General features: G+C 55.3%; 13 protein-coding genes. 3 read left to right on the top strand and 10 right to left on the bottom strand.

Annotation, left to right across the window (positions count from 1 at the left end):
* Positions 1-49: 49 nt before the first annotated feature.
* Positions 50-1,492, bottom strand: coding sequence for an alpha-amylase family glycosyl hydrolase (locus QN062_RS09200; protein ID WP_369341504.1), 1,443 nt, complete (start codon positions 1,490-1,492; stop codon positions 50-52).
* Positions 1,493-1,704: 212 nt separating this feature from the next.
* Here QN062_RS09200 and QN062_RS09195 point away from each other — a divergent pair, with 212 nt between their 5' ends.
* Positions 1,705-2,718 (top strand): LacI family DNA-binding transcriptional regulator, encoded by a 1,014-nt coding sequence (locus QN062_RS09195; RefSeq protein ID WP_369341503.1) that lies wholly within the window; start codon positions 1,705-1,707, stop codon positions 2,716-2,718.
* A 244-nt stretch (positions 2,719-2,962) separates the two neighbouring features.
* On the opposite strand, the gene QN062_RS09190 is transcribed toward QN062_RS09195, so the two are convergent.
* From QN062_RS09190 to QN062_RS09175, 4 genes are all read right to left on the bottom strand, one after another.
* Positions 2,963-5,035 (bottom strand): hypothetical protein, encoded by a 2,073-nt coding sequence (locus QN062_RS09190; RefSeq protein WP_369341502.1) that lies wholly within the window; start codon positions 5,033-5,035, stop codon positions 2,963-2,965.
* Positions 5,036-5,206: 171 nt separating this feature from the next.
* Entirely contained in the window at positions 5,207-6,040 is an 834-nt protein-coding gene (locus tag QN062_RS09185; RefSeq protein WP_369341501.1) for a carbohydrate ABC transporter permease, read from the bottom strand.
* Complete coding sequence (locus QN062_RS09180; RefSeq protein WP_369341500.1) at positions 6,037-6,960, bottom strand: carbohydrate ABC transporter permease; 924 nt, start codon at positions 6,958-6,960, stop codon at positions 6,037-6,039. The genes QN062_RS09185 and QN062_RS09180 overlap by 4 nt, the downstream gene beginning before the upstream one ends.
* Before the next feature lie 423 nt (positions 6,961-7,383).
* The gene (locus QN062_RS09175; protein ID WP_369341499.1) at positions 7,384-8,625 is read right to left on the bottom strand and encodes an ABC transporter substrate-binding protein; all 1,242 of its coding nucleotides are present in this window, start codon (positions 8,623-8,625) and stop codon (positions 7,384-7,386) included.
* Between the two features lie 274 nt (positions 8,626-8,899).
* Between QN062_RS09175 and QN062_RS09170 the strand changes: the two genes are divergently transcribed.
* Positions 8,900-9,673 carry a (S)-acetoin forming diacetyl reductase gene (locus QN062_RS09170; protein WP_369341498.1) on the top strand — a complete coding sequence of 258 codons (774 nt, stop codon included), beginning with the start codon at positions 8,900-8,902 and terminating at the stop codon, positions 9,671-9,673.
* 397 nt (positions 9,674-10,070) lie between these two features.
* Here QN062_RS09170 and QN062_RS09165 read toward each other — a convergent pair whose 3' ends face one another.
* The 3 genes from QN062_RS09165 to QN062_RS09155 all read right to left on the bottom strand — a co-directional run bounded on the left by QN062_RS09165 (position 10,071) and on the right by QN062_RS09155 (position 22,938).
* The gene (locus QN062_RS09165) at positions 10,071-18,209 is read right to left on the bottom strand and encodes an InlB B-repeat-containing protein (RefSeq protein WP_369341497.1); all 8,139 of its coding nucleotides are present in this window, start codon (positions 18,207-18,209) and stop codon (positions 10,071-10,073) included.
* A 565-nt stretch (positions 18,210-18,774) separates the two neighbouring features.
* On the bottom strand, positions 18,775-22,311 hold the full coding sequence (locus tag QN062_RS09160) for a DUF5979 domain-containing protein (RefSeq protein ID WP_369341496.1): 3,537 nt from the start codon (positions 22,309-22,311) through the stop codon (positions 18,775-18,777).
* Between the two features lie 462 nt (positions 22,312-22,773).
* Entirely contained in the window at positions 22,774-22,938 is a 165-nt protein-coding gene (locus QN062_RS09155) for a hypothetical protein (protein WP_369341495.1), read from the bottom strand.
* Between the two features lie 373 nt (positions 22,939-23,311).
* On the opposite strand from QN062_RS09155, the gene QN062_RS09150 reads away from it, so the two are divergent.
* A complete protein-coding gene (locus QN062_RS09150) occupies positions 23,312-24,367 on the top strand; it encodes a toll/interleukin-1 receptor domain-containing protein (protein ID WP_369341494.1) in 1,056 nt (351 codons plus the stop codon).
* 226 nt (positions 24,368-24,593) lie between these two features.
* Here the strand turns inward: QN062_RS09150 and QN062_RS09145 are convergent, their stop codons facing one another.
* Both QN062_RS09145 and QN062_RS09140 read right to left on the bottom strand, forming a co-directional pair.
* Complete coding sequence (locus QN062_RS09145) at positions 24,594-25,514, bottom strand: nucleotidyl transferase AbiEii/AbiGii toxin family protein (protein WP_369341493.1); 921 nt, start codon at positions 25,512-25,514, stop codon at positions 24,594-24,596.
* The gene (locus QN062_RS09140) at positions 25,511-26,422 is read right to left on the bottom strand and encodes a type IV toxin-antitoxin system AbiEi family antitoxin domain-containing protein (protein ID WP_369341492.1); all 912 of its coding nucleotides are present in this window, start codon (positions 26,420-26,422) and stop codon (positions 25,511-25,513) included. Before QN062_RS09140 ends, QN062_RS09145 begins: the two co-directional genes overlap by 4 nt.
* Positions 26,423-26,682: the final 260 nt, after the last annotated feature.

The following is a 26,682-nucleotide window of genomic DNA, read 5'->3' as shown; positions in this document are numbered from 1 at the left end:
TCAATAACGAGAATCCGGGCACAAATCGGCCGGCAGATGACCGTATGGCTCAGATATGAGCGCGAATCAGGGTTGTTCCGTCCTTGGACACGGTTGCGGTTGGATTCGGATCGAGATTGAGCTCCACCAGCAGCCTCTCACCGTGCTTGCCGACGGATTCGTACGAATAGCGTCGGTTCTCCAACGATACCGATGCCGTCGTGGCATGGACGAGCCAGGGATTGGCCTTGCGCATGGCGATCAGGCTCCGATACAGCTCGAAGAGTTCCCTCTCAGAGCCCGCACGCATTCCCATCGCCTCGGGAGTCGCCGGAAACTCAGGTCGAACCGCATCGTCACCGCCATGACGTTCCTCCTTGACACCGGTGACGCCAATCTCATCGCCATAGTATATTGACGGAATGCCTCCAAGCGTGAATTCGATGACCGCGGCGAGTGCCGCCTTCCCGAGCCCCACCTTGCTGGCAATCCGCGTGACGTCATGGTTCCCGATGAATGTCTGAGGCGTGAAATCGGCCATGAATTCGTCGTTGCGTCGAATCGACCAGTCAAGTTCAAAGAAATTACCATCCTTCAACGAGCTCCATATGGCCTTCCACAGTTCATATTGCGTCAGGGAGTCGAATCCCGTCTCGGCGATGACCTTCGGATAGTCTGCCTGGATCACCTCGCCCATGAACCAGACCTTGGGGAAACTGCTTCGCACCTGTGGAAGCACATGCCGCCAGAAATGCGTGTCGGTGGTGTACGCCGCATCCAGCCGCCATGCGTCTATGCCGCGATCCAGCCAGAATTCCATGACGTCCTGAACCAGCCGCGCGACCCGAGGCGACTGGTGATTCAGCTCTGGAAGCCCTGGATGCCCTTCGAACTTCACGTAATCCGGCGTTCCCTGCTCATCATGGGATATCGTGAACATGTCCTCGTCGCCCTCGCCCGCCATGGCGCGCCTGAACTCTGGAAACTCAGTGCCGACATGGTTGAAGACACCATCGAGCATGACCTTGATTCCTCGTTCGCGGCATGCTCCGATCAGGGCATCGAAGTCGTGAAGATCTCCAAGTCGCGGATCGATCGAGTAATAGTCGACCGTGTCGTAGCCGTGCGTCTGCGAATCGAAGATGGGTCCCAGAAAGAGACCATCCGTCCCAAGCTCGGTCATGTAGTCCAGCCAGGGAATCAGCCTGAGTAGGCGGTGCTCGAGCCTGCGCTCATGCGAAGACGATGGACGTATCGGCGCACCAAGAAACCCCAGCGGGTATATATGCCACCACACCGTATTCTCAATATTCTCAATGTTCTCAATATGCTCGATGGATATACCCGCCGCAATCCGATCGTCCGTCTCCGTCTCTGTCGCCGTCTCTGTCCCGGTTCCAGTCCCAGTCCCAGTCCCAGTCCCAGTCCCAGTCTCCATCCTCAGAGCCTCAGTCCTCCCATTCGCCTCGGACGAATCGCTGAGATGCCCTTGTTCGGCGATGTTCTGCGTCATGATGTCTCCCAACTCGAACCCTCGACCTTCCAATGGCCGAACAACCTTGCCCGGAGTATCGAAATTCTAGCTCACACCTCTCAATATCCCTAGAATATCAACGTTTCTGGCCCCTACGGTAATTGACTTGCATCGTAATCGATAGTACTGTAAAAACTTGATAATACAGACATGGCCTGAGTTTCACATGCCAAAATTCTGAGAAGGATCCTATGGTTACTGCACAAGATGTTGCGGACCTGGCGGGCGTTTCACGCACAACGGTGTCGTACGTCATCAATGGCAGCAATCTCATATCCGAACCCACCAAGAAGCAGGTCATGAAGGCAGTGCGGAAGCTGGGATACCGCCCGAATCTTCCCGCACGCGCCTTGGCAGGCGGAAAGATGGGCTTTGTCGGTGTCGCGATACGCATCGATTCGAATACCAGCATCGTCGAGCTGTCGCCGCATCTGTCGACCATCATCGCGGAAACCGAACAGCATAATTCGAACGTGATCCTGATTCCCGGGCAGGAGGGCGTCGGCAGCATCGAGAAAGTCGCCCGACAGTCGACCATCGACGGTCTGCTGCTGTTCGATGTCGAACTGAACGATGAACGAATCGAAGATCTGGAACGCATGGACCTCCCCTGCGTGATGGTCGGCACCACGGCCAGGCATACGACATTGCCAAGCGTAGACATCGACTATGCCTGGATCGTCAGGCATCAGATCGATGAATTGCTGCGTGTCGGCGCGAAGGAGATTCTCTTCGTCGACAACAAGGCTTCGGATGCCGATCATTACAACTTCGCCAAGGCCTTCAGCATCGATGGCCCGCAATACTGCAAATCCAAGGGAATCGCTTGCACGACCCGCTTCATTGAGAACAGGCACTGGCAGGGCATCGACTCGGCCACGACCGATATAGATACGTGGAGGGAACGCAGGATGGGCATTGCCATACGAACGCCCGGAATCCTCGACCTGATGACGGCTGCACTGCGCTACCACGGGCTGTCGTTGGGAAAGGATTTGCCTCTCGTTGCCGTATGCGCCGACGATTTCGCCGATTCACAGCCCATCCCCATCACCAACATCGACCCGCTAGCCGAGCAATGCTCGCAGGCAGCCGTTTCGATGCTGTTCTCGATGATGGACGACGCTCACAAGCCCGAACTTCGCACCTCGATAACCCCGCAGCTCAAGCGCAGAATGAGCACGGCATACGACTGCTTCGCCTGAAGCGGGCGGATGTGTGGCAGGCCTCTTCATCGTTGCGAAGCAGCGGGAAGGCCATAGGCCATGTCTGGCATGAACGCCTGCCTGCCAAAGCCATCGCCCCCCGCCTGGCAAAACCCAGCAAAACCCAGCGAAACAAAGCAAAGAGGTCGAGGAACCATAGGCATACGCAATGCCTCACGGTTCCCCGACCTGAATGATCCCGGCGCGAAGCTTGGATTCCACCACGTCCGGAAGCAAGGCAGCCTCAGCGAATGCTCAGATGCTCCTCCTCGATCATGCGAAGCCAGATGTTGAGATGCTCGTCCTGGTCGTTGGCCAAGGGGTCGGCCCTGTTCATCGCACGGCCATCGACCGACGACGGGAAGATGTAGGCGCAGGTCGCTCCCCCATCGGCATCGTAGTTGGCCATGTTCGCGCGCAGGATCCTCGCAGCCAGGGCGAGCGTGCCATCGTTAGCGATCTGCTCGGGCAGTCTGAGCAGCACTTCGGCGGTGAGCGCCGACCAGTAATGCGGGAAGGTATCACCAAACGAGCGATAGATGCCGAACCAATGCCCATCCCAATGCCGTATCGCAACGCCGTTGAGCCTGCAATCGGGTTGGAATCCGCTGAATGACAGCAGCCAGGGCAGTCTTGAGCGTATTCCGTCAAGATATTTCGACTCGCCCGTGATTCGATAGGCGCCGATCAGCAGGCTTATCAGCGGTGCGACCACCGACTGCTCATAGGCGACCTCGTGCGGTGGAAGGTTGCGTCCAAGCCCCAGGAAGAAGTCGGCGCTCGACAGCACATGGTCAAGAATTCCATCGGCCTCGGCACCCCTGCCTTGTTCGCGCAGCAGTCTGGCAGTGCATTCGCAGGTCTCCGCGAATTCGATGCTCAGGAAGTGCTGCCCACCGAGCTCCGTGAGCCGGTTCAGGATCCGTGAGGCCATGTCAAGGTCATGCATGTCGCCGCTCGCGCGGAAATGCTCGCAATAGAACTGCGCGATCCAGGGCATGTCATACAGCCGCTTGCCGAACGATGACTCCGGCTGCGACGAACCTCGCCGGGACGCCCCACTCGCATCGAGCAGGTTGCTTTCGGCGAAGTCGCGCCAAGCGTCGCATTCGCGCTGCGCCCGAATGCTGTCGCCATCGTCAAGATAGCCGTGGTTCAAGGCCTTCTGCAGCAGAACAGGCATGCAGATTCGCTCGGAACCATCGGTCCAGTCATTCCAGAACGGGTCGATGATCTGCAGCTTCGTGCGCGTGTCCACCGAGACTATGGCCGCCGAAAGCGTTCCCGGACGATACGACGCGACCTGATGGTCCAGTATGTAATGCACCCGGCTGGCGACCGTCTCTTCAAGAGGCGCATAGAACAGCACTTCCGTACATGCCGAGTAGTCCTCACCAGAAAGATGGATGTAATAGCTTCCCGCTTCGTCTGCGCCTATCCGATAGCCGCGATCTGTCGCCTCGATGCTCAGATGGGCGTTGTCAGCGTTGACATCGAGCGCCGTCTCGACATCGATGCCTTCGCCGAGCGGACTCGACAGCGCCGAGAACGAGGCAGGCGCATCCACATCATCTTCGAAGGCATCGCGCGACGCATACCATCCGACCTGGTTGACCAGCTCATAGCTGTCATCGGCCTGCAGATGCAATATCGGCTGGCCACCGAAGGAGTCGGGCGATATCGCATGGTCGGTGACGTTCAGCACGATGTGACCGCGCACATTCGAGAACACCGACTCGTTCTGTGTCTGCAACGAATACGAATGCAGGGCGCCCTTGCGCACGATCATGCCAAGCGAAGGCGAGGATCCGTCCATCGGTTCGGCGTAGCACCAGGCCCAGCTTCCTCCGGCGAAGATGTGCGCGTTGACGCACTCGTCAAGCGCCTTCTGCGCGGACGGATAATAGTTGTTGAACGGAGCCTCGATCGACAGCTGCGAGATGGTGAGCGGCCCGCCGGAGACGTTGCGCCAGACATAGCGTTCGGTGAGCGCATCGCCGCCGCTTCTCGTCACATCAAGTTCCAGACCCGCCTGGCCCATGTCAAAATGAAGCGTCTCGACATTGCTCGTCACATCGAAGGTGGTCGGCGTGATCCACGAGCAGCTCCCCTTTGACGTGACGACCATTCCAGTGCCCCAATAGAAATCGGGCGAATGCCAGGGAATGTCGGCATCGATCAGATATTCCCGCTTCGGCGAATCCACGTTCGAGAAGCCTGCGATGGCTCCCGTCTGCGGATCGATCTCAGCCATGCCGTGGCCAAAGGTGAGTTGTCTGAGCGTCCGATCGACTTCGGGCATGGTTCGTTCTTGCATTGTCATTTCTTTACCTAACTATTCCAGACTTCCGTAAGTTTCAGACTTCCGTGAGTTTCAGACTTCAGTGAGTTCCAAGACTTCCGTGGATTCCAAGACTTCGGTGAGTTTCAGACTTCAGTGAGTTCCTTGCGCGTCCCGCCCACTCATGGCCGGGCACGTTTCTTCCTTCTATCCCTTCACCGACCCTGCGACCAGGCCGGAGACGATCCATCGTTGGCAGAAGAAGAAGAATACGAAGACTGGGACCAGCGCGATAACCGTGATGGTCATGAACAGCGGCCAGTTGGTAGAGAACTTCTGCACGGCGTTATATACCTGCAACACCACGGTCTCGTTGCTCGTCGACGAAAGGAACACGCTTGGAAGCAGGAAGTCGTTCCATGTCGACATCGTCTGGAACACGACAACCGTCGTCAGGATTGGCCGAATCAGCGGCAGCACGATCTTCATATAGATTCTTCCGGCGCCCGCGCCATCGATCTTGGCAGCCTCGAAGAGCTCCATCGGCAGCGACGACATGTATCCGACGATCAGGAAGTAGCAGAACACGCTTGAGCCCGCATACAGCACGATCAGACCAAGCAGCGAGTCAACGAGGTTGAAGCTCGCCTCCATCTTGAACAGCGGCAGCAGGGTTGCCTGAAGCGGTATGGCGAATGCGATCATCAGAACCGAGCCGGTGATCCGGGTGAACGCCGACTTCTTATAGATGACGCCGAATGCCGCCATCGAACCGATGATCACCTGAATCAGCACACCGAAGAAGGTCACGATCAGGGTGTTGAAGAACGAACGGATGATCGTGCCGTCCTGGAACGCATCGGCATAGTTCGAGAAGGTCCACTGCTTCGGCCATCCCATAGGGTTCACGATCATGTCGATCGACGACTTGAACGAGCTGATGAGGATGTACCACAGGGGCAATGCGCATATCAGGGCCAAGGCGAGGACCACGACCGTTCGTGTTATCTTTCCCGCCATCATACGTCGTGTCGTGTTCATGCGAACCTCTTTCCAAGTGCGTCGGTAGCCTTCATCTGCAGTGCGATCACGACGATGCACGCAATCGTGAACAGCGATGCGAGCGCTGATCCAAGCGCATAGTTCGACTGGTCTATTCCTCGAAGAATGATTGCCTGCGTGATCGTGTTCGTCGAGGTTCCAGGCCCGCCGCCGGTCAATGTATAGGGAAGGTCATAGATCTTCAAGCCACCGGTCATGAGCAGGAACATCGAGACCGAGATTCCGGGAACGAGCTGCGGCAGCGTGATATGCTCGAAGCGATCCCACGCATTGGCGCCATCGACCTTGGCCTGCTCATACAGGTCGTGGGGAATGGTCTGCAGATATGCCAGATACAGCGTCGCATGCCAGCCGACCTGCATCCAGACTGCCACGATGATGACACAGAACTTTGCGGTTCCATCCTGCGAGAGCCATTGCACCGAATGCAGTCCGACGCTTGCCAGAATCTTGTTGATGACTCCGGCATCGAGGGGCGAGAATATGAACTTCCACACCAGGCCGATGATCGCCTGTGATGGCACGCCAAGGAAGAAGAACAGCGAACGCGCGAAGCTTCTGCCCCACATCGCACTGTTCAGCGTGACCGCAAGCGGGATGGCCAGCAGGGTTATGAGCAGTGTGGTCACGATCGCATAGAGCAGGGTGAAGCTCAACGCCTGCAGCAGCGATGGGTCGGCGAAGATCGTCGAATAGTTCTTGAAGCCTATGAAATGGAAGTTGCTTGAATACCCGTTGTAGTCGGTGATCGAATAGAACAGTGTCTGACACAGCGGAATCACCGTCAGGATTGCGAATACGATGAATATGGGGAGCAGAAACCATGCAGAGGGCAGATTCTCCAAGAACGCGTTGTTCTTTTTCCTTCTGCTGGTCTTCGCGGTGCTTATTGCTATCATTATGTGCTTCTATCGTTGATTGCGGATTTGTGGGGACGGTACTTCTGCCATGATTCGCTTCGCTTTCGAATGGTTATCGGATGGTTGTCGGACGCCTATCGGATGGCTATCGGTTCGCTTCCGGACGCCTGTCGGTTCGCTTCCGTACGCCTGTCGGACGGCTACCGGTTCGACGATGATGACATGACTGTGACCAGGCCTTGTCAGACTGAACGGGACATCGCCCGTCCTGTCTGACAAGATGCAGGTCCTTCATGCGCTCAGACTGAGCTCAGTTCCGACGGTCATCGGACGGGAACAGTGCCCATGCAGCGCTGCCCATGACAACTGAGCCCTTGGAATCTGTGCCCATGCAGCGTTGCCATTCGCCACCGTCATCTGAAATCGAGATCTGAAATCGTCATCTGAAATCGACACTTTGATTCAGAGTGTGCTCCACTTGTCATCAAGGGCCTTGAGGAACTGGGCCGTGGTGATCTTGCCCTGAACGAGCTGCTGCTGCTCGGAGATCATCGTGGTGGACATGGCTGTCGGCGACTTGCCCCAATTGATCCAATACGCCTCGTCCTTGTCGAGATAGTTGTTGACCAGATCCGCAACCTTGGCATTCGGCGTGGAAGTGTATTTGCTCGAGATCGAAACCGTTCCCGCTGCGGTCGAGAAATCCTTCAGCCCCTGCTCGCTGTTCAGGAAGGCAAGGAACTTCTCTCCGGCCTTCTGCTGGGCAGTGCTTGCCTTCGCCGCGATGGCGAAGCCCTGATCTGGTCCGCCGGTGATCCAAGGGGTCGCACCCTTGACCGCTGGCATCGGAGCGACGCCATAGTCAATGCCCGCCTGGCTCAGATCGCTCAGGTCCCAGGGACCGGAACGATACACGGCAAGCGATCCACTGACGAACTCGTTCTTGATCTGATCGCCAGAGATGCCAATGGATTTCTGTGGAATTGCACCATCCTTGATGCCCTTGTTCCATTCATCGACGGCTGTCTTCCAATTGGTTGCAAATGTTGCCTTGCCATCCCAGATGTCAAAGTCAGGGGCGCTCGACTTCTCCTTGCCATACCACGAGCCGATCAGACCTGCCAACGAAGGCGAAGGCTGCGAGTTGAAGTCCTCGAGATAGGCGGTCTTCCCCTGTGCATTGATCTTCTTGCACATGGCGATGAAGTCATCCCAGTTCGTCGGGAAGGTCTTGTATCCTGCCGCTGCAAGAATTTTCTTGTTATAGAACATGCCGCTGAACCAGGCGGTCACAGGCATGCCATACGTCTTTCCATCCTGCTGGAAGAGCTTGTAGTTGCTCGCCGAGATGCCCTTCAGGAAGCTCTTTCCGCTCAGGTCAAGCGCCGCTCCGGAAGACATCACATCGGTGCGGTTATCCATCGTCAGGTTGAAGATCGTTGGCGGCTTGCCACCTGCGAGGCGGGTCTGCAGCGTCTGCACATATTGCGAAGGGCTCTGTCCATACGACACATCGACCTTGATGTCTGGGTTCTTCTTTTCGAAATCAGTGATCAATGAGCCGAGCTGTGACTTTCCAAAGTAGGAATAGAAGGAAATTTCGGTCTGGCCGCTGCTTGACGATCCGCAGGCAGCCAAGGGAACGATCATGGTTGTCGCAGCGACTATGGCGCCCAACCACCGAGATTGCATCTTGAAGCTCATACTTCCTCTTTTCTAATTTATGCGCGTCAACATTGAAGCGCAGAAACCAATATATCACGATCTTTGACGCGCGCAAATAGATATGTTCGCATTGCTTCGAAATCCAGAACAACGCACCCCTCATTCAACGAGCCCCACCCACCTCACCCACAAATGCAGAAATAGGCGATTTGCGTATCACGATTGCAGCAAAAGCGCCTTATACTGGGGGTGTTGCACGTCATGGTGACGTGAGACTTCCGATTACGTGAGGCAACCAAAGGGGACCTGCATCATGAACAAAGAAGTTGCATTTATCACAGGCTCGGCACAGGGAATCGGCGAGGCAATCGCCCTCCGATTGGTGAAGGACGGATTTGCCGTGGCCATCGCCGATTTGAACTTGGAATTGGCAGAAAAAGTCGCACAATCCATAAACGATGACGGCGGAGAGGCCGAGGCTTTCAAGGTCGACGTGTCCGATCGCGAAGGAGTCAGGAAGGCGATCGAAGAGGCAGCTGAAAAGCTCGGAGATTTCAACGTTCTGGTGAACAACGCAGGAATCGCACCGACCACGCCCATCGACACCATCACTCCTGACATGTTCGACAAGGTGTATCACATCAATGTGGCCTCATGCATCTGGGGCATGCAGGCAGCGACTGCGGTCTTCAAGAGCAAGGGTCATGGCGGCAAGATCATCAATGCCACCAGTCAGGCGGGGGTCGTCGGCAACGCCAACCTGATGCTCTATAGCTCGACGAAGTTCGCGATCCGCGGACTCACTCAGGTCGCGGCGAAGGATCTCGCGAAGGATGGCATCACCGCTAACGCATATGCACCCGGAATCGTGAAGACCCCAATGATGATGGACATCGCGCATCAGGTTGCAGTCAACGCTGGCAAGGATGACGAATGGGGCATGAGCACCTTCTCCAAGGACATCACGCTTGGCCGACTGAGCGAGGCTTCGGATGTCGCGAACGCCGTTGCGTTCCTGTCAGGGCATGACTCCGATTACATGACCGGTCAGACGCTTATCGTCGACGGCGGCATGCAGTTCCAGTGAGTTCGCCGGTGAGACAGGTCGCTTGAGCAGCTCGAATCGCATCAACAATGCAACCCGCTCGAGCGACATGACCCATCTGACCCGCTCGAGCGACCTGATTGATCGAGAATTCAAGTTTTTGGCACTTGCAAAAGTATCAAAGCCCAAAAATGGCGGAAATTGATTCCAAAAGAAGCCAAAAAACAGCGTTTGTACTTTCACTAGTGCCAAAAACTTGATATCTGGCGCGTTCAGTGACGTTCAGACCCATTCAAAGCGGAAAAACACGGGATTCTGGTCGCCTTCTGGTCACGTTCTGATCCCTTTCGGTCGACTGTCGGTCACTTTGTCGCGTTCTAGTTGACTCTCGGTCGCCTTCTGGTCGTTTTGCCGTGGCTTAGGCCGCTCGGCGCCCACGTTATTCCCACCGTTTGGGCCTGCCCGCACTGTCCGGCCTGCCCGCACTGCCTGCGCCACCTAAACTGCCCGGACTTCCAATGTGACCCGCACTGCCTGCATTGCCATGTCTGTCCAAACTGCCCTGCCTGCCCAAGCCACCCCTGCCGCCCAAACCACGGTTCCACCAGCGACTCGCTTCCTCTGGCCGCAGATGGCGGATGGGTCGAAGCCCACCACCAAGCCCGCCCCCGCGCCCGACACCGGAACTCGTCGCAAGCTGCGTCTGCCTTCTGTGCAGTTCGATTGCCAGCATCATCAGCAGCCCGCCAGCGGCTATTGCAATCATGATGATGGGCAGGCTCCCGGTGAACGGAAGGGAATACAATGGCGGGCATTCCTTGATACCCCAATGCTCCCGGTATGGAGAGTTGGAGCATACCCGCACGGTGCGCAGCGTGTCCGTGAACTCTCCTGGATCGAGCTCCAGCTGCCTGGCTGCCTCGATGTTGATGTCGCCGTGGGCGACCGTGTTCAAGACGAAGGTCTCGAAAAACACCCCATCCAGGTTCAGGTACGGGTCAACGAGATTCCATGCCGACATCACCTGCTTGATGGCGTGCAGGTCCAACTGCGGACTTCCACTCGCCTCTGGATCGTTCTCACGATTGCTCGCGAAGGTCTGATAGAAATAGTTGACGCCGACGGTAGTGATGTTCGCCGTGTTGAACGACCACTTTGGTATCGCGATCATCGACTCGGCGCCATAGAAGGTCTGATAGAAGCAGTCTTCGCCAAGCGAGACGAGAGCGTCGTTGAAGTGGAATGACTTTTGTGCGAGTCCCCGCAGTTTTGTCGCGCCGAGGAAGGTCTGATAGAGGAATTTGTCAGATGCGCTCACGATGTTGGCCATGTTCAGCGAGCCCACTGGCGAGCCGACGATGGCGGTATCGCTCAAGCTCTCTGCCAGGAATGAAGAGCCTACGCTCGTCAGGGCGGAGATGTTGAACCCTCCGACCGGAAGAGATGGCAGCGCGGCTGCGCCCTTGAACAGCGAATCGAGGAATCTGTCGTCCACCGTGGTGATCTGACGCAGGTTGAACGACCCGTCTGGAATGGTGGTCAGATTGAAGTCGCCTTCGAACATTTTCAGCAGGAAGTTCTTTCCAATCGTCGTTATGCCACGCCAGTCCTTGTCGGGAATGGGCCAGCCTTCAATTGGAACGTCGAGGTAGAGGATCCTGCCCGTCCGGGCCAGGTTCACGCACTCCTTGAACATGAACTGGCCGACGAAATCACCCGAGAACGTATCCGAAATCACCGAAGTGATCCCGAAGAACGGCACGTCCTTGATGGCCGTGATCATGGCGGCGCTCTGGTGAGGGGCATCATCGCCATAGGTGGCGAAGGCGCGCAGCCAGCCAGTCGCTTCGGTCGGATCGTGCGTCTTCGCTGCATAGCGCAGACGAATGTCTATCTCGCCCTCCGTAGCTGCCTCCACAAAGCCGGGCCAGTCGATTGGCGCACCCAACTGCGGACCGACGTCCGTGCCCGCGCGTGACTTTCCGCTGTATACGGTATCGGTGTTCGGCTCGCAGGTCTGCACGGCAGCGACTGCATTCAGAATCAGAGGATCGCAGTCAAGCGTGCGGTACTCGACCGAATCCTCACTCTTCCATTTCCATTCGACCTCCCAATCGTATTGGGCGCCATACGCATCCTCGGCATTGAAGCGACCGTTCGCGGGAACGACCAGAGGCACAGACAGGTCCGAATCTTGAATGGTGTATTCGAAGAACTCGCACTGCTTCAATCCCCACTCCACGAAGTACTTCGAATCCGTGCACAGTCGCGTGTCGGTGAAGGTGTTCTTGCTGGGCTGGGCCGCGGAGATGGTGGGATCGAGCGTCAACTCGGTATGCGGATCGATGAGCAGATGGCCGATGGCGGTGAACACGTTCCTGAACGTGTCTTCGAACGTGCCTTCCTTGTTCACGTTCGAAGCATTCAACGACCACGTGACCACCATTCTGGCAACGGTATTGCGCTTGAACTTCGGAGCATGAGAAATATCCTCGCCGGCGAACATCAGCTTCATGAAGCCCGTCCCCGCAGTGGTGGCCTGCCCTACCTCGAACGAGTCAGCAGGAACATCAGTGAGTGACTCATTGTTGTAGAACGCCTCTGCGAAATAGTCATTGCCCACCGAGAGCTCTTCATTCGAAAGTTTGAACGAGTCAGCAGGCAGATCGTTCAGCACCGCCGCATTCCTGAACGCACGCGCAAAGAACGAGTTGCCCGACGTGGTGATGTTCGACAGGTTGAATGAGTCGGTGGCAAGCGTGGTGAGCTTGTTATCCCCACTGAACGCATCCTGGAAGAAGGCGTTCTTCGCGTTCGTTATGGCACCCAGGTTGAACGATCCCGATGGAAGCGCCGCCAGGCTCGTGGCGCCTTGGAACGCGGAGGCGAAGAATTCATCGCCGATTGCCAGCGATGTCGAGATCAGCCTGAACGCGTCCGAGGGAAGCGGGATCGAAGTGGCGCCAAGCTTGGTCGCTCCGCTGAACGCTTCGGCAAAGAAACGATTCCCGACAATTGCGAGCTTGGACAGGTTGAACGATCCCGTGGGAAGGGTTTCGAGCTTGTTCGCCCCCTTGAACGCCGAATCGAAGAACAGGTTGCCGCCCATCTCGATATTCGACAGCTTGAACGAACCGTCCGGCAACAATGGAAGGCCGGTATCCCCCAGGAACGCGAAAGCGAAGAAGCTGCCACCCACAGTCGTCAGGCCGTTGGTGTCGAAAGACCCGGCAGGAAGCGTCGCCAACGCGGTCGTTCCTGCAAAGGAGCGCTCGAAGAAGCCGTCTCCGGCGCTGGTCAGTTTCCCAGTCGAGAACGAACCCGCTGCAAGCGTGGTCAGCTTCGCGTCCCCGGAGAACATGCGGTATGCGAAGTTATTGCCCGCCGAAGTCGCCTTCGTCCAATACGTGGTGTCCGTCGAGTCGAACACCCTGCCTATTTCGGTGAGATTGATGGTTCCGTTCAGGAAGTTCGCTCCCACGTTGTTGCCAGCGGATGCATCGCTCGCATCACCGTCCAAGCCTCGGAATGGAATGTCCGCAACCTGCACGATGGTCGAGGCCTGGCTGTGAAAGCTTGCATCGCTTCCCTGCGAGGTTGCGAAGGCGCGCAGCCAACCAACGCTCGCGGTGTTCAGCGCAGGAGTGAGTCGTACCCAGAACGTTCCCGAACGCGACCCCAGACGCGGCCCGCTGCTGTTCGAGTTCGCCGACGTTCCCTTGTATGCGTCGGAATCGACTCCGGCATCGCAACGGCTGCCTTTGGTATCGCGATCCTGCATCTCGCAATCGAGAACCGTCCACGTCGAACGGTTGTCAGTGGATATGGAGACGCGCCAGGAATAGCCGACCCCAGGCGCGGCCGTGGTTCCCCACCCGTTGGTCGGGACGATGACGTCCATCGACGACGACAACGTTACCTTGTATTCGAACAGGCCGCCCGTCTGCGTGACGACTGACCGCGTCCACCGCGCATATAGCGTCACCACACCGCTGGTGGACATGTCGGGAGGGCTGAAATAGACGTCGTTTTCGGTTTCGAAATAGCTTTTCCGATTTCCGTCAGCCGCGAGATTCCAGCCACGATAAGTGAAGCCATTTTTCGTTAATTTCGGACTGGATGCCTTGAGATCATACGAATCATAGCGGGTGACCGTCGCGTTGCCGGGAACGGTTCCCGAGGACTGGCCGTTTCCGTTATAGGTGACGGTAAAGGTCCAGTGAGCATAAAGCGTCAGCTGGCTCGCTCCCGTATACACCCATTGACCGCCAGATGTGAATCCGCTTGCGGAGCTGATATACCCCATGCCAGTCGTTAGCACCTGCGTGCCGCCACCATTCTTCGCACTGCGGAAACCGGCAAAGATGTAATACGTCAGGCTCGGTGCGCCGGGCATGCCGCTGATCGCCGACGAATGGTACGTGGCCGTGAAGCTGCTGTCCGGAGCGGAGCCCCCGTCGTCGTAGTCCAGGTTCACCACGCGCGTCCACTTCGCACAGAATGTCAGTGAACTGGATGTGCTCGTCCACTTGCCCCCGGACGTGTATGCCGACGAGCTCACATAGGATCGTGATGATGTCAGAACCTGTTGGCCACCGCCGCCGCATGCCGTGTAATACCCCTGGAAGGTGTATCCGGCGAATGTCGCCAAAGGAATGCTGGGTGCAGCGGCGTCGTATGTCGCGATGAACGAGGGAGGGGACGTGGATCCTCCGTCGTTGTTCAGATAGATGGTGAATGTCTGTGGTGTGCATACCGGTTCTTCCCAGCCAATTTGAATCCCTTCCTCATCATAGATTGCCTCGGGAGGATCACAATCGTAGCCAGTGTCTGGGCCGGGTGGCGGCGGACTCAGATCACCATTCCATCTAGCGTGAGCGGTACCACTACCAGTTATATTGGAAAAGTTAAACCCTGAAGAACCACCATGAGTGGTCATCCAACCCTCGAAGGTATAGCCAGATCGCGTGGGATCACTTGGTTGAGATGCGTTCTTCCCTGAAAGAATAATCTGGTTCGCCGGAGTCGCGGTATCTGCCCCATGCGTATCGAAGCTGACCGTGTAATAGTCCACCGTGAAACTCGTCGCCGTGGAACTGACCGTAATGCTTTTCAATATGCCGTCTGGGGTGTTCGAGAGGTCATAGGTGTCATCCGGAACGTCTGTGAAGCTGACGGTAGCACCGCTCACCGAACCGTCGATGGCCGTTCCCTCAGAAGAAGTAAGCACAAAGGATGTCTTATTGTGGTCCGTCCATGGGGAACCGTCCTTGCGCACCGTCACCGTAACGAAGTCTTGGTCTTCAGAACCAGAGCCGCCCGTGCTCCACGCCGCATGAGCTGTGGCAGTGGCCGTGATGTTCGTGAACGTGAACGCTGTCAAACCACCATCTGCGGTTTTCCACCCCTGGAAAGTGAAGCCGGACTTTGTCGGGGCGGCGGGAGGTGAGACATCCGAGCCTGACAGCACGATTTGGCCTTCGGGAGGCGGGGTATCCGCACCATGCGTATCGAAGCTGATCGTGTAATAGTCTACGGTGAACGTCGTCGCCGTGGAACTCACCGTGATGTTCTTCAGCATGCCGTCAGGTGTGTTCGAGAGTGTATAGCTGCCGTCAGGCACATCGGCGAACGTTACGCTCGCTCCGCTCACCGTTCCGAAGATTGGCAGTCCATCGTCCGGAGTCAGGGCGAAATCGGTCTTGGCATGACCAATCCAGGCCGAACCGTCCTTCTGCAGCGTCACCGTTACTGTCGACAACGATGGACTATCGGCAATCCACCGCGCATGTGCTGTGCCTGAAGTAGTAATAGAAAAGAAAAAAAAGTAAGTTGAACTGTCTTCAGCGGTCATCCATCCGTTGAACGTATGTCCCGCTTTTTCGGGTACGGGCGGATAGGCAGATATGAATCGACCAGAAAAGGTGATTACATCGTCAGGCGTAGGAGTGTCCGCCCCGTGAGTATCAAACGATGTTGTGTAGTAATCAAGGGAGAATTCTGTGTCCGCATCTGTTACAGTTAGCTGCTTCAGCCTTCCTTCGCTGGCGTTGTAGATGTCGTAATTCCCTGCAGTAACGTCGTTGAACGTAACGACATCTCCATTGACTGCACCGCCGATAACTGCCCCGTCAGATGACCTAAGCTCGAAGCCGCTCTTCCCATGATCGGCCCAAGACGAGTTGTCTTTATGGATTGTAACCGTAACATTGACAGTTTCCGTTGATTTTATCCAGTGCGCGTATATGGTAGTCGTATCCGTTATTGGCCCGAAAGCATACACAGTAGTTCCCGCTCGACTCGTATACCATCCGTCAAAGATGTACCCAAGCCGTTTTGGATCACCATCCAATCTATTCACTACCGTGCCGGATAGAACCTCAACTGAATCGTACTTGTCGGGAGGGACAGGCTCGTCTGCCCCACCTAAGTTGTAGCGCACAGTCCAATAGTTAACGATATGGTTCTGGTAGGCCTCGGAAACAGTAATGGTCGTTAAGGCACCATAGGTCGAACTCATAACTGTGTATTGTCCAAACGGAAGCCACATGTATGTAAACGTTCCTCCGCTGAGGGTCCCCGAATAGGACTTCCCAGAAGTGTCGACTAGCGTTATTCCAGAATCCGTAAACCTAGAGTGCACACCTCGGTCTAACAGAATTCGCAGTGTGGTTTGTTCGGCGACCCCCTCGAAGAACGCATAGTATCTTAACTCCCCGTTGGAAGCAACTGTCTTGCCTGGATCGAATAGGAAAGTCTGGTATCCTGTTACGTTCCCTTGTCTGGAACCCCATTTGGCTACACCTGCACCACCGCGGTTGCATGCGGTACTCGGTGGGCTTGTGTAGCTCCCCGGATAGGGCACGGTGAGCACGATGTTTGTACCGCTACCCAAGCAGTCGTAGGTAACTTCGTAGGTAAATTGTGCGTACAGCCACCCTGTGCTCTCGTGTATTACTTCTCCGGGAGCGTACCAGTAAGTCCCGTCGTCTGAAGACCATCCGATGTGTTTAGCGTCGGACGGCGCTGGATGGGCAGCGACCCTGGTGGGGGCGACGATGCCTTCGCTGCATCGTATATTGTTGTGGGTCTCGCTAGGGGATGTCGTATGGTTTCCGCCAAAGCCTATGCTGCAATTGAGGAGAGCCCTCGGCTGCGCGCCTGCCAAGGGCGTGGAAGATACTGTATTTCGAAGTGTGGTGGTGGAACTAGTGTGAATACCTGTCGTCAATCCATTAACAGAAAAATTCACATTTTGGAACTTGCTGGCGGAGCCGCTTATACCGACTTCTGATGCTTCGTTCCGCTGCGCCCAAATATAAAGATGATAGGTATTGGAATCGTCCTCTTTCAGCGAATGCGACATATTGCCATTGGTATTACCAGACGAGACGACTTTGTCAGGATTCTTAGGGTCGACGAGCTTCCAGCCGAAACCAGTCGCATCCTCCATATCAGTCGTGCCATCGATGACAAGCTTCCCGTCCTTGACTTCCAGCTTGGTGAGCGTGAAGCTTTTTGTTTCGTCAACGAAGGTAAGCTGCTGATCGGCTTCAGGATCCTGGCTTTGATCTTTTGCCGACGAGGTGAGCAGCAGCTTCGAAAGGTCGAGACGCACAGCAGGGCGCAGTGCTCGCTTGCCATTCGCTGCCGTCGTCTCAACTAAGCCATTCCGGTCAACTGAGTATACGAGATCTGCGCTCCCCCATAACGGCGAGCGCAGCCAATAGCCAGCTGACTGCTTCGAGCACGCTGCGTTAGGGCAAGCTAGGCCAGCGATTCCCCCGCTGCTGGTTGAGCCGTTGCCAGTCAGCAGATTGCTCTGCTTCGGGAAATATTGTGTGATGTCGCCGTAGGCGAGTGGGAACGCAGCGTATGCGTTGACCGAAGAGCTCCCGCCTTCGGGCTCCGTGCTCGGTTGCGAGCAGCTGGAATCGTGCGATTCAGTGCAGGTCCCCTCCAATGGGGATGCGACAAGTTGCTTTTGCTCAAATTCTGAAAAGTCCGTACTTGTCGTCTTCTCGGAGACTTTCGCAAGATTTGACTTGTAGGAGTCTTCCGCATTGTCGAATGTATTGCTGGCTGTCTCGGAAGTGTCGAAGCCGAACGGCTCGGTGACAGTATCCTCGGAAAACAGCAGGGCTTCGTTCTGTCCCACCGATGTGAACGACGAAGCGTTCGGCGATGCTTCTAAAACACTCGAATCAAGCTTGCCGAATAGCTGCCCCTTCGCGAGCGTTCTGTATCTGCCGGGAGTCTTCGATTCGTCAGTTTGGTCGGTTTCGTCGTTTTCGGCGGTTTGGCCGGTTTTGTCGGTTTCTTGCGTGCCGAACAATATGGTCGGCGTATTCTCCCAGCCATTGTCATAGACAGGTCGCTCCCCTGCAGCGAGGCTGCTGAAATAGCCGTCCGGGCCGTAGGGATTTTCTGTTTCGACAGCCTTCGATTCCTGCAGATTAGCCATCGTGATGCTGGTGACGAGCGCAAGGACTGCGAGGAACAACGATGCAAGGATTGAAATGTGCCGGGTCCTGGCTGCGTGGCGGCCTCTATGCGAGGCGAATAGGAAAGCTGCCACCAAGCTCATGGGAGATGACGATGATCGACTGAGACGCAATGCAGACTCAAGGGGTTGGGATTGAACGAATTGCGCGCGGTCCATATCGAGTCGCTTCGCACTGCACTCACGCCGCCGTTGATCCACGCATCGGCCCCACTCATGTCTCACCATCACACCTCAGATCTTCATCTCACTCAGTCCGCGACATTTCTACCGTCCGAAAAACAATCCGTACAACATCATACAGCATGTAGGTATTTGTATAGTATTTTCGGTTCTAGAGCTTCCATATTGCGAACTCGAAGGGCTTAGTTCGACTCAGATTTGAAATTTTGACTTCAGAATTACGTCAATTTTCAGTCACAAGAACACAGAAAAAGTTCATCGAGGTTCAGAGAGCATACAATCTTGAAATTCCCAGGGCTAATACATACCAGCGCACATGAAGTGATTCATTCATCATTGGTCGATTATCATCACCGAGCCTATCTGGGGCCGGGCATAGCGAAGGGCCAAGGAACTCCATTGCTGAGTTCCTTGGCCCTTGCTGATTAATCACCAATTACCATGACTGCTTGTCATGTTATTCGCGATTATGCCTACGCCGTGCAAACGTGATCGTTGCAGCACCCGCTACGAGTAAGAGCACTGTGGCAAAACTCCACACAGCAATATCCGTACCCGTCTTGGCAAGCGGATTACTGGGATTACTCGGACTACTCGGGCTGTTGGGGCTGCTTGGAGTTGCAGGACTACTCGGAGTCGTTGGGCTGTCAGGAGTCGTTGGGCTGTCAGGAACCGGAGGAACGACATCCTTCGAGATCGGATTCTCCACCGTCACCGCGACCGTGGAATCCCTGCCGATCTTCGCCACGCCCGACACCTTCGGATCGGACCACGTGCCACCAGCGACGTCAGCGGCCTTGTCCTCCGACACCGTCACCACCGCGCCCACAGGCAGATCCCCCGAAGTCCAGGTCTGCCCATCCTTCGCGGACCACGTGCCCGAACCCGCGGCAAACGAATCACCCGCAGGATACGAATACGTGCCCGAGAACACCACATCCTTGCCCACCAGCGAAGCGCCATCGCCAGTGACCCTCTTCGTCACCGAGAACCTACCCACATCCTTCGAGATCGGGTTCTCCACCGTCACCGCGACCGTGGAATCCCTGCCGATCTTCGCCACGCCCGACACCTTCGGATCGGACCACGTGCCACCAGCGACGTCAGCGGCCTTGTCCTCCGACACCGTCACCACCGCGCCCACAGGCAGATCCCCCGAAGTCCAGGTCTGCCCATCCTTCGCGGACCACGTGCCCGAACCCGCGGCAAACGAATCACCCGCAGGATACGAATACGTGCCCGAGAACACCACATCCTTGCCCACCAGCGAAGCGCCATCGCCAGTGACCCTCTTCGTCACCGAGAACCTACCCACATCCTTCGAGACGATGTGGGCCAGATTGGATTCGAAACTCAGATTTGCTGGCGTTCCATCGTTATCATATTGGGCAGTTCCCAAAGTGATGTTATTAGCTTCGGAACCATATGCCAGACCGCTAGGGACAGAGGTCGGAGCGACCAAGCTGTAGCTCTGATATGCGTCCAGAGTCGGTGTCGTTACCTTGAATGCCGTGGCATTCGTAGGATCATCGGACCATGTACCCGTATCTGCACTTGTGGCGTCCTTCGAATACAGCACCTCGGAACCGTCCGGCAGTCCGGTGACCGCACCCGTGAGCTTGACATCGAACTTACTATTATTAGCATCGCCCTTGTAGGGAAGCCGATCAAAAATCGTCACATTGCTCAGTTGGAATGTAAAGGCATTGAGTACGGTGATCTGCCAGTCAGGTGTGCTTGGCGATTCGACGTCGGTGGATACCTGCCATCCATCAGCGCTTGTGGCACGCACACTCTTGCCAATGAGCAGACCGCCGGAAGCCGTTACCGTGCTATCGCCCGAAGACTTCGCAATCTTTCCATCTGGGGTAATCCCATCTGAAAGCTTGTAGGTATCTGTCTGGATCTTGTTGTCCCAGGTCTGAGTGATTGGCTTGCCCTGTGCAGACTCATCCGCGGTCCAGGCCCATGAGGTCGCTGTTATTGCCTTGCCTGCAGCGGCGATGAATGCTTGAGGCAATATCACAGTCGGCAGCTCGTAACACAATGATCCGTCCCAAGCAGTCTCCGGGGAGCGCAGGGACTGCAGGTTATCGATGTTGATGGTAACCAGCTGTTGCGTCCCGTCATTGATTAGCTGGGTAGACACTTCTGCGTCATCGCCGATGGCCGGAGCTGTCACAGTGCTGTCTGTAGCCTGGCTGATAGCCGTGATCGCCTTCGAGGCATCAATCTGAACGCCAGCAGGAAGAACGACCTGCAGCTTGCTGTTCTTGTAGGCCTTGCCCGAAGGGTCGTAGTTGGCAATGCATGCTTTGTATGTCGCAGTTCCCGAACCATTCGACATGGTGATGTTGCTCGGTGCAGAAATACTGGTCTGAATCGGAACGGCATCCTTGATGGTCGTTGTTTCAGCGTCATCGTTCGTCAAGTCCACCGGAGTGCTGTCATTGGTTGTGGCAAGAATCTGTCCGGTATTCACTGTCTTCAAAGGTGTGGTGCCATCGGAATCAGACGAGGTGTCGCTGCCAGCGGTCAATTCACGGTATGAAGCAATGGTATTAAGAGCTACCTTGATCTGCGCTCCACTCGGAATGGTGCTGCCAGCAGTTGGCGTAACGACTATCTTCCAATCGGTGATGTATTCACCACGATTGAGGTCGATGCGATCGTAGCCACTCCACCGCCATGCATCACTCGAGCCCTTCTGCACGGGCACGACCTGCAAAGGACCGCTTGCAGTAGTCGCACCGGAGGTATCGTAGCTTATCCAGTCGCTTTGCTTATTGGTCTTGTATTGGAAAGTGTATGGATACTTGCCGGCCTGCATCACGCTGTTGAAGCTTGCGGCGATACGGACCACTGAGTTGTGCTTGAAATAATCGGCGTTGCTCTTGTAGCTTGAAACATCCTGAAGCGTCATTTCGGTAAGCTGAGCGTTGTCTTCAGTATTGATATAGTTCCCGGTGATGTTTACCGTGGTGCCGGATGTCCAGTACTCGCCATTGGAGACCGTTGGCGTATCTCCAGCGGAGGTCGTCTTGATGATCGCGACTTCCTTGGTTGCGCTTCCACCGGTGATTGCCGGGGGTTGTACGCTGTCAGTGGCTTGACCGCTGTCCTTTCCGGTTTTTGATGTTGTGTTCAAAGTCACCACATTGGCCGGAGGAACGTCGCCCGCCTTGTAATCATCACTGCCATAGGTAACGTCAAGATAAATGTCTTTCCCATCCTGGCCGATGCTCGTCCAGCTGGGAGAATAGACCTTGTCTCTCGTCCACGTCCAAGTGGCCGTACCGTCTGGATTGTCCTCGCTGGTCCACGAACCATCGCTTGAGGCTGGTGAAGGCGTTACCGTGACGCCCTTGGGCAATACATCCACCAAGGTCTGCTTCCAAGTGGAGAATGTCTGGGTGTCACTGTTTGGATTGACCGTTCCGTATTGGAAATAATAGCGGACCTGACGGTTATCCGAACCTGGAATTACCTCGTAATTCTTGTCTACGTTATATTTGAGATCCCCGGTAACCTTTGTCGACAATGGGATGCTCTGACCGCACGCCTGAACCGTGGAATTATAGACGGTGGAGGAGTCGGCATTGGTGGTATTGATCGGGGTCACGCCGAAGCTGAACTGCACGGCCTGCTGACTTGCATGCAGTTGCAGAGTGACGGTCTTCGTCGCATCGTCGTATGTGTAGCCTGTGATTGGACCGTTCTTCGCATCAACAGGGATACTGCTTTCATTGAGCTTCAGATTGGAATCGAGAACTACCGTAACATCCGGCTGGGCTGATGCTTCTTTGCTCAAGGAAATGTTATAAGTCAAATCCCTATACACGGTCGACGACTCTGGCGCTGTTGCCGACGGTGCAGTGCACGCAGCGGCAGTGTCTGCCTGAGCCGAGCTGGGTATTCCGGAGAACAGCGTCAAAAACGCCACGACGAGTGCGACGATTTTAGCCGCCGCTCCATGCTTCTTGATGGAAGCCACTCCGGAATCCATTTTTTTCTTCCCTAAGGACATAGATCCCCTCTCAAATTGGCACGTAACTTTGCATAGTTGCATAGTTGCGCGCTAAATTAACATCCCGCGTCTCACGCGAAATCCCCCAATGCAGGCATTGTTTTGTAAAAGCAAGTGCCGCTATATTTTACTTTAACATGATGAGTGCTATTCTTCCATGATATTTTTGAATTCATTATTTGGAACGATTTCTCTCCTACTTTTCCCAGGGAAGGAACAATCGAATTGCAAGTGGCGCTCGCTATAGCAAGAAGTTCAGGGATCAGACAGTGGGGCCGTTGAGCGGCTGCCGAAAGAAATATTCGGACTTGTTGCAATGCTGCTTGACCTTGGTTCTGGCAGAGATTCATGGGACATGTCATGGCTATCGCGCTCACCAGGCATCGATCTGGATCATGCATGCGCTCTGCGCGAGCTAAAGGCCATGGACTATGTCGAAGTCGATATGCGTGGGGAACGACTGAGCACAATCGGCGAGAAACTTGACGCTGCATTCGCACCCTCGGCTATCACATCATCGACATTCACACCATCGACATTCACACCATCGGCGTTCAGCAAAGAAATGAGCCGCTTTTTGCCATCTTCTATCATCTCCGCACCATTGAACGCCCCATCTGACTGGAAGCCACCCGCAAGCAATTGGATTTGCTCTTTGCCATGGACGCACCGAATGTTGTCACTCGAACGGGTGACCCTGGCGGTTCGCAACCCGAATAATTGACCTGGATGAGTTCTTTGGGCTTGGTCCCATATTCTGCTTTCGAATGACTGCTTTCTTGTTCAATGACTCAAGGCATTCAACGTTGCTATCCAAAGCCAGAACAGTGACATCTCTCATCTTTGATCAGTCCGGTCAGCAGATTCTGAATCTATGGCCGTCCAAGCAGAAGCACCGGTCAATACCAATGAATATCGTATTTTATACGTAATGTTCATTTTAATACCAGCAACGTAAGTGAGAACCATGCAACCTTTGAACATAGAAAAGCTCGCATTGATAAGAAACATTGCAAGGACTCTTGCCGAACAGAGTCTTTATGACGTCAATCTCATTCTGCATGAATTGCAGATTGTAGAAATTACGGCCGAGGCGTGGGAGTCGAGGTCTTCAAGCTCCGCAACAGGTAGCCGCACATGCATCGTCATAGAGAAAATACGCGATCTATCACCCTCTGCAATCGATGATCTCGCACATAGCGTTCGAGAACTGTTTGGAATCGTCATTTCCGTAGAATCCAAAAGAGCCACCGCTCCCCTGCAGCTTTTTGCTTCACATCTGACAACTCAAAAAGCTCTAGTTGGGCAAGTTGGCGAATACTTACATAAGTGGGGCGTCAGCCTGTTCGTAGCCCATACGTCCATCGAACCCGACACGGAATGGCAGAGGGAAATCGAACGGGTTCTAGATAGTTGCGATGCCGGCGTAGTATTTTTCTCACCAAAATTCATCGAGAGTCGCTGGTGCGACCAGGAAGTTGGGTGGCTCATGGGAAGACAAGTGCCTTGTTATTCTCTGAGGTTCAACAATGAAACACCCTACGGTCCACTTGGCAAAAAGCAAGCTTACAACGTCACCGATGGGATGACGGCCGCAAGCGTCGGAGAAGAAATCATTAGATGGATCTCTCAGAAACCAGAATTGACGACAGGATTCGCCGCTTCCCTGGTTGAGGCGCTAAAAAACTCGGATTGCTTCCGACAAACAGACAAGGTTTGGGACCGGCTACAAAACGCGAAAGATCTTGGAAAAGATTCCGTTGCCAGCCTACTCAGCGCCATTCGAGACAACGATCAAGTCTACCGAGCCACCAGAGCTAGCAAATCCGGCCGAGCCGACCAATTGGGCCGAGAAGAGCGCGACCCATATGCTGAGTTGGCTTTCAAACTTGCAACCAAACAACCCGGATTTACGGCGAACATCGAACTAGCAACCGAGGTAGCAAAGATTCGTGGTCTTGATGCCTTGCTGGGTGGAGCGGTTGGGAGCTTTCCCAACTCGTCATCTCGAGCGGAGGCGTAGTCGTAGTCGAGAGATCTCACTGCATTGAAATCGAACAGAGAAGATCCCTTGATTCGCTCCGCCCGCTCGGAATGACAGTCGAGAGGAAAGCTCGGGATGAATGCTCGGGTTAATTGCCCAGCACCGCTGAGCAGCAATCAGGTCATTCTCTCTTCTCAACGCCTCAAATAGCTTCATTATCCAGACATGTCTGATTATTAACCGCAGGATATTTACCAACGAGGTTTCACCGCTCTGCCCAGGACAACGATGCTGGATCCCATTCGAGTGATGTCATGGTGTCGCGCGCATACAAGTCTTCCAGCAGTCCTTGAACTAGGGCGTACGCTTGCCCGATGGTCATGTTGTCCACTTTGGTTGCCTGTGCTGTTTTACGGAACTGCACAGGCGTCCAAGATTTAGGTATTGCTAAATCGATGGGATACCGTAATTGGCGTCGGCCACATTCGCTTCTCAGGGATTCTTCGAGTGCCCCAGCTTCGAAGCGTTGAGTGACGGCGATGATTGCCAGATCAACTAGGTCTTTAATACGGCTGGAATCTCTGCCGTTGATCTTCTGCACCACGGCGCACACCTTATCCGCGAACTGACAGATGACCGGATACAGTCGGTATGGATAGGTAGCCAGCCTGTCGATTGGCAGACGGTTGACGGGTGTCATGACGTCGGCCCTTGGCATGGTCCCCTGATGGGCAACGAGGTCCACGTGTATCGGGCTGAGAAGCTTGACTCCAAGTCTTGTGTCGAACGTCACGCGGTAGCCATCCTGGTACGGCTGATTGTCCGTCTGGAGAATTGGCGTCACGGACCTGAATTCGAAGACGAAGTGATCGTGCAGGTCGATACCCGCTAGGTTTTTCAGTTCATCGAGTGAACGTTGTATGTCGTAGCCATTACTGAAAAGGTCAGCGTCGAGAGTTCGTCGGGTCGAAGGGATGCGGGCGAGCATCGCGCTACCTCCTTTAAGCACCCAGGTGCTCTCCTCTCCCTCGCTGAAGATCCTGCTGAGGAACCGGTCGTAGTGGGCTTGTCTAATGAGGTCGCCTACCTGTCGTTCCGGATGATGCGCATGCTCGGCTTTCGCGGCGCTTTTAATGGCGGCCTCGACCGCGCCACCAGACGAGTAGGCATAGGTATCGTCGGTCATGATGCTGTCCCTTCTTCTGGGGTTGACGGCTCCTCGGAATGAGCACCATCTGAAGTGTCTGCGGGAACTGGACCGCTGGTGCCCGGATTCTCCTTCTCTGATTGCACGCGTTCAACGAACAATTGCGTGGATTCTGGGATCTGCATGAGGGCATCCGCGATCGCATCAGCGTTAATGTTTGCAGGCGAATTTTGCATGAGATTCCTCAGGGGCTCAAAGCGTTCACTGAGCACTTGGAGCGCATTCCGGAGCGTTTCGCCGATACGATCATCCACCGGCCCTATCAATTCCGCGACCATCGCCTTTCCGTCCTCGGGGGCGAAGCCGTGACGCTTCGCCAGCGGTGCCAGAAGTCTGGCGAGTTGTTTCCTGTCAAGCTTCCCGGATCGTCGCATAAACTCTTCCAGCAGCATGTCCTGAATCAAGGAAACGTCGGTTCCACCCTCAACCAAGTCGGCCACTGTCTGTTCGAATGTCGTCACCGGCAGACCGCTGATTATTTGCACAGACCGGCTGGGATAGCGTCGCGTGCGCAGTCTGAGATCAGGTCGTTGCGTCTGCCGTCGCCGAGGTGTGGAAAACCGGTACGGTTCGGGCACAAAGTCACCAACCCCAAGCATCCAGGCCGCGCTTTCAAGACAAACGACGGCCTCGTCCGGGACCTTTCGCAGACGCTCCTCCGCGGTGCGTTTCGGATCGATGGACAGCCAGGCCGCACGGATGCCCTCGAAACCGTCACTCGGAACACCCGCATCCCGGTAGACCCCCTGAGCCAGACGCTCAATGACGCCATCCCGTTCCATGCGTGACAGATCAAGCCGTGATACACCCAGAACCTTCGCCTGCGCGGTCGTCACCAAACCCCACTGACCGGCCGTGAGTGATGCGAGCTTAGCGACTTTGTTCATGCTTGAATTGTATCTTATGATGACACAACTCAAGCACAATGAGTTGTCTCAAGAGAGAGAGAAATATATTATCCGTCACTGTCCTCGTGCGTCAAACGCATCGTATGCAAGCAAGCATCCGGGCATTATAAGTATTCAACATTGCACTTCAAGACACTAGTTATCGCATTGCGGTTCATATTCTTCTCATTGCACCTCGAAAGCCACAAGGCAGTGCTGCATCATACCCGCGATCTATGTTCCCGCGCTTGCGTGTTTGC

The sequence above is a fragment of the Bifidobacterium sp. WK012_4_13 genome (assembly GCF_041080835.1).
GTDB lineage: Bacteria > Actinomycetota > Actinomycetes > Actinomycetales > Bifidobacteriaceae > Bombiscardovia > Bombiscardovia fermentum.
The sequence above is the reverse complement of the archived record's forward strand: the minus strand, read 5'-3'. Positions and strand labels throughout refer to the sequence as shown.

Coding starts and splice junctions, on each gene's coding strand:
- QN062_RS09150 (WP_369341494.1), top strand. CDS start 23,312: ATGCAACCTTTGAACATAGAAAAGCTCGCATTGATAAGAAACATTGCA.
- QN062_RS09175 (WP_369341499.1), bottom strand. CDS start 8,625: ATGAGCTTCAAGATGCAATCTCGGTGGTTGGGCGCCATAGTCGCTGCG.
- QN062_RS09155 (WP_369341495.1), bottom strand. CDS start 22,938: ATGATAGAAGATGGCAAAAAGCGGCTCATTTCTTTGCTGAACGCCGAT.
- QN062_RS09195 (WP_369341503.1), top strand. CDS start 1,705: ATGGTTACTGCACAAGATGTTGCGGACCTGGCGGGCGTTTCACGCACA.
- QN062_RS09180 (WP_369341500.1), bottom strand. CDS start 6,960: ATGATAGCAATAAGCACCGCGAAGACCAGCAGAAGGAAAAAGAACAAC.
- QN062_RS09140 (WP_369341492.1), bottom strand. CDS start 26,422: ATGAACAAAGTCGCTAAGCTCGCATCACTCACGGCCGGTCAGTGGGGT.
- QN062_RS09145 (WP_369341493.1), bottom strand. CDS start 25,514: ATGACCGACGATACCTATGCCTACTCGTCTGGTGGCGCGGTCGAGGCC.
- QN062_RS09190 (WP_369341502.1), bottom strand. CDS start 5,035: ATGCAAGAACGAACCATGCCCGAAGTCGATCGGACGCTCAGACAACTC.
- QN062_RS09170 (WP_369341498.1), top strand. CDS start 8,900: ATGAACAAAGAAGTTGCATTTATCACAGGCTCGGCACAGGGAATCGGC.
- QN062_RS09200 (WP_369341504.1), bottom strand. CDS start 1,492: ATGACGCAGAACATCGCCGAACAAGGGCATCTCAGCGATTCGTCCGAG.
- QN062_RS09185 (WP_369341501.1), bottom strand. CDS start 6,040: ATGAACACGACACGACGTATGATGGCGGGAAAGATAACACGAACGGTC.